Source organism: Mammaliicoccus fleurettii (assembly GCF_003970575.1).
Taxonomy (GTDB): domain Bacteria; phylum Bacillota; class Bacilli; order Staphylococcales; family Staphylococcaceae; genus Mammaliicoccus; species Mammaliicoccus fleurettii.
This window is the reverse complement of the sequence record NZ_RXWZ01000005.1, coordinates 1-4,948: the sequence shown is the minus strand read 5'-3', so window position 1 is coordinate 4,948 and position 4,948 is coordinate 1. Positions and strand designations below refer to the sequence as shown.

Annotated in this window: 3 protein-coding genes; 1 reads left to right on the top strand and 2 read right to left on the bottom strand. The window is 25.9% G+C overall.

The features are described from left to right. Positions 1 to 183 precede the first annotated feature (183 nt). Positions 184 to 426 carry a hypothetical protein gene (locus CD129_RS00165; RefSeq protein WP_025907507.1) on the bottom strand — a complete coding sequence of 81 codons (243 nt, stop codon included), beginning with the start codon at positions 424 to 426 and terminating at the stop codon, positions 184 to 186. Between the two features lie 9 nt (positions 427 to 435). Beyond that, positions 436 to 1,227 carry a ParA family protein gene (locus CD129_RS00160; RefSeq protein ID WP_025907502.1) on the bottom strand — a complete coding sequence of 264 codons (792 nt, stop codon included), beginning with the start codon at positions 1,225 to 1,227 and terminating at the stop codon, positions 436 to 438. Positions 1,228 to 1,676: 449 nt separating this feature from the next. On the opposite strand from CD129_RS00160, the gene CD129_RS00155 reads away from it, so the two are divergent. Continuing rightward, positions 1,677 to 3,125, top strand: a complete 1,449-nt coding sequence (locus CD129_RS00155; RefSeq protein WP_050441976.1) for a DnaD domain protein — start codon at positions 1,677 to 1,679, stop codon at positions 3,123 to 3,125. Positions 3,126 to 4,948 lie beyond the last annotated feature (1,823 nt).

The following is a 4,948-nucleotide window of genomic DNA, read 5'->3' as shown; positions in this document are numbered from 1 at the left end:
CTTGTTAAATTGTTTATATCTGAAATAGTTCATACAGAAGACTCCTTTTTGTTAAAATTATACTATAAATTCAACTTTGCAACAGAACCCTTTTTTTTATCTGCTAGTATTATTTCTAAATATTCAATGATATTTCTAGCACTTTTTTTGATTCCCAAAATATTACCCCCTTAAATATTTCTATTAATAACCATTTTTCTCTAAAAACTCATTTAAAACTTTATCTGATATTGCTTTTATGGAAGTGTCTTTATCTAATGCCATTTGGTTAAGTCTTTTTTTTATCAGAGTATCTACTCTCATAGTCGAACTTTTAGCAACTGGTTTATAATTTTCTGTGTACTTCACTGCCGAAGTATCTATATCGTCTAAAAACCCTTTTTTCTTTTGTTCTTCAACTTTTATATCATCTAAAAATCCTGACATTATAATCACCTATCCTTCTATTAATTCTATTCTTTCAACTAGTTCTTTATATATCGCTTCTAACATATGCAATACTCTTTTATCATGCGTATCTTTATCTCTAATACCTTCTGCACCGAATTTCTTAATTCTTTCTCTTTGAAATATTTGATTTTTAAATAAAGCATTTGAAAAAGTTTTTTTAGATATTTCTAGTATCTGTTCATCAATATTACCGTTTTTCTTAATTAATACTGGGATTGCACCTATTAATTCAAACGGCAAATTTGATTCCTTTTTTCTATCTCGTAAAAAGTTAACAAAAGACAAACTACTCTCATACGCTGATTGTTGAGTTTGAAATACCATGGCAATATAGTCACTTGCATACACAGCATTATTTGTGAAGTCTGAATTTATTGTTGGTGGTACATCAATAAATATATAGTCAAAATCATAATCCTTTTTAATTTGATCAATAACTGATTTAAGAATATATCGCTTTTTAACAATATCTGTTTTTGCAATAATATCTGACAAATTAGCCAGTGAAGAATCTGCAGGTATTAATGATAATTTAGTTGATAAGTTTATAATACTATCCTCTAACTCACCATTTTTAAGGGCATCTATAAATGTTTGTTTCTCATCTATAGCTTCTGGATATGTTCTTTTCATAATTTGAGTAGCATTACCTTGGGGATCAAAATCGACTAATAAAACCTTTTTGTCATACCTCTCAGAAGCAATATATGATAATAAAGTTGATACAGTAGTTTTACCTACTCCCCCTTTGAAATTACCAATAGTTATAACTGACATACATTACACTCCTTACTGTTATAATATATTCATTATAACAGTAACTTGTGACATGTAACAAGTTACAATACCACATTACCACAAAATAAAATCATACTATTCAAGATTATTTATGCCTCTTAGAATCAAAATTATTTATAATTTTCAATTATTAAAAAACAAATCACATGTTACATGTAACATGTGATTTGTTTTTGTTTTTTTGTTACTGTATTTATTGTTTATACTCTTTTAGTTTGTTATTCTTATAAATATACAAAAGACATTCAGTTGTTGGTAGCAACTGAATGTCTTCAAAGGTAATAAAACGTGCACAAACGTTTTAATATACATATAATAATCTTATTATAACTGTAAACAATATATGTCGCAACTACACATATTCAATAATTTTATTGTAACCGTTTTATTACCTCTAACCAACTAAAATATGGAAAGAGGTTTTTATTATGCAGAACAAAGAATACGAAGGAAATTTTTATAAGCTATATTTATTTTTATTTTATGATGAAGATTTTTCAAATTTATCTGTAAATGCAAAATTAATGTATACCCTATTAAGTGATAAAAATGATTTAAGTAAACAAACAGCAGAACAAGGTAATACTCAATTTTTCGATGAAAAGAATCGTTTATATTCAATTTATTCAAATAAGGATCTTGCAACAGATTTAAAAATCAATATCAAAAGTGTTCCAAGAATAAAAAAACAATTAAAAGAAAAGGGTCTGCTTGTTGAAGAAAGACAAGGATTAGGATTACCTAACCGTATATACCCTAAACAGCCTTATACAGACGGTTTTATTTATAAATATGATACAAGCAAATGGTTTCTACTGCCAAAAAATATTTTTGCTTATAAATACTATAATGAACTGGATAACCAAGCAAAAATATTTTATTCCATTCTATACAATACATTTAGATATAGTGAAAAAAAAGGACAATATATGAATAATGGTAAAGTATTTTGTACTTTAACATATTCTAAAATTCAATCTATAACAGGATTTAGTCTAGAAAAAATTCGTAAGATGAAAGAAGATTTAAGAAAAAAGCATCTTATTACTTATGAAAGTGGTGGCTTTAGTAAAGCTGATCGTTTTTATGTACATTTGCCTCAAATATCAAAAAATATGGAAATTACAGATTCTAATACATGGAATCATCTTAAAAAGAAACCGATTGAAATCAAATATCGAAATGAAAAAATAATTTTTGATATTAATCATAACCCTAAAATTAAAGGCTATAAACTGCGTTATGACGCAGAGGTAACACAAACGAAATATTGGAAGTCACACAAACGAAATATTGGAAGTAACATAAACGAAATATTAGAAGTAACACAAACGAAATCTAATAAGACTTATATTATTAAGACTTATTTTAATAATCTATATATAAATAAAACTACTACTAAACCTCAAAAACAAAAACATTGTGGTAATTGTGGTAATGATAAAAATAATATTATTTTTAAAATTAAAGATGAATACCAAATTCATAAATTAACAAAAACCTATGAACGTAAAATACAAGACTTTAGCAATATCTTTAGTTTAGATATCATACATTATGCGATTGAATACGCAGGTGAAAAAGCAGTTACTTCCCCAACTAATCTATTATTAACTATTTTATCTAACTGGAAACAAGCAGGCGTTCAAACATTAGAACAAGCAAAAGGTCAAGAAAATAATTATAGAAAAGGGCATGATACAGGTAATACATCTTCTGAAGTAAAATCAATTGAAAAGACACCTCAATGGCTTTTAGATAAACAAAATGAAAAAAACAATGATAAAGATCAAGATGAAATGTCAGAAGAAGAAAAAATAGCATTTGAAAAAGAAAGAGAAGCACTATTAAAAGAAATAGAATCATTTTGGACTTAATTCGTCTAACTATAATTTAGGCATACATCGTCCATAGTCTATAGGTGGGTGATGTATGCTTGTAAGGTTATTAGTTTAAGTACTTTATAAACTGGGATAACAACAGAATTAGAAACGATAAACAATATGTTTTATAGAATTTATTACAACTTTAGATGCAGTTTTATATGCTCAATATGCTGATTTCTTATAACAATATTTATAGTCCTGTATGATCATAAGGATAAATATAATTATGATATATACAATCATACAATATACTTACATACTGTATACATACGTATTGGATGCGTGCATACAGTATAATCAAATGTTGACTTGCAATAACAACTTAATCTATTTAAATTAATGTGGGATTATTTACATGTTCAATAAATACAACATCGTAAATATAAAAGGTAACGATTATCTTGTGTTAAAAATATGGAACAACATGGTTTTTCTAAAGAGGTGCTATGGAAAGTTTAAAACAACTTGAAAGTGTAGGACTTACGGAAATTATCGAATTTAAAGGTGAGAAATATATCAGAGTATTTGATCTTGAAGGTTCCAATAAGGCATTTAGTGTCTTAAAATAAAATAGATTCAACTAATGTATGCAAGCATATTGTATATCTACATAAAGCATACATATACACAATATACATATATAACGTATGCTTACATATTGTATGTTTTTAAACAAGTATATTAAATTTAGGTTTTATTTATACATTTGGTGTTTTTAAGGTATTTTTGACAATACTTGAAAATAAATATAAAGCAATTAATCAACATATAGTTAAACGAAATGTAGTCATAAGAATTATACATTCTATCATAGTATCCATATTTGCTCTGCTCAATATTATAACATCTAATTGATTTTATATGATTTCTGTTTTAATTTTTAACGGATCATCGAATAATGATAGTTGTTTAATTTAATTAGGTATGAATTTACCGAATGATATACCAATTGTTCGATATAATTGATCATTTTCTAACCGGATACATAAATAGCCCCCAAAACACATTAATAATTTCATAAGTATTTTGATAGCCTGCTCTATTAAAACAGTCTTTAATTCATGTATTTTATAATCACGCATGAGTATTTGAGATTTACCAAAAGATTTATCTTGTACCTTATTTTAGCTAGTATATAATTTTTTATGTTCACAAATCACATGTAACATGTGATTTGTGAACATAAAAGGTTTGATATCTTTGTCTTAATTTTCTTCTTCTCCTTGCGCTTCCCCAAAATCAATTTCAACTTCGTCATATGTCCCACCATTTAAATAAAAATCTTGAATTTTTTCTTTTAATGTCTTCTCATTTGTCAAAATCAAAACCTCCAATTATAAAATTAATATAGTTACATTTATACTAAATCAAATAATCACAAATCACAAGTTACATGTGATTTGTGATTATTATCTTATACAATAGAAAAAATGGATAAGTTATAAAGATAATGTATGCGTGCATACTGCATACAATGCGTATGTATATAGTATGCACGCATACATAATAAAAAATAAACTTGCAGTAATTTTAAATATTAAGTTTTTACTATTATATTAGTAGAAGCTGTTGCTAGAAATTTATAACAGACTATATGAATTCATATTAAAAAATTTAATGCCTTCGAGAATCAAAGTCAATAAAGTAACAAGTATTTGAAAAAGTAATTAAGTATGTAATATTTAAAATAGTTAGGCGCCTAACTTAAATATAGGGAGTGTTTTTTTGAAGGAATTTTATTTAATTGATAGTCCGTCTTTTGAAAAGTTGAAGGATTTAAAAGATGAATATAATAATTTAGACATTACATCAGT

Bases quoted from the DNA above. Each gene is read 5' to 3' on its own strand.
- CD129_RS00165 (WP_025907507.1), bottom strand. From the start codon at position 426: ATGTCAGGATTTTTAGATGATATAAAAGTTGAAGAACAAAAGAAAAAA.
- CD129_RS00160 (WP_025907502.1), bottom strand. From the start codon at position 1,227: ATGTCAGTTATAACTATTGGTAATTTCAAAGGGGGAGTAGGTAAAACT.
- CD129_RS00155 (WP_050441976.1), top strand. From the start codon at position 1,677: ATGCAGAACAAAGAATACGAAGGAAATTTTTATAAGCTATATTTATTT.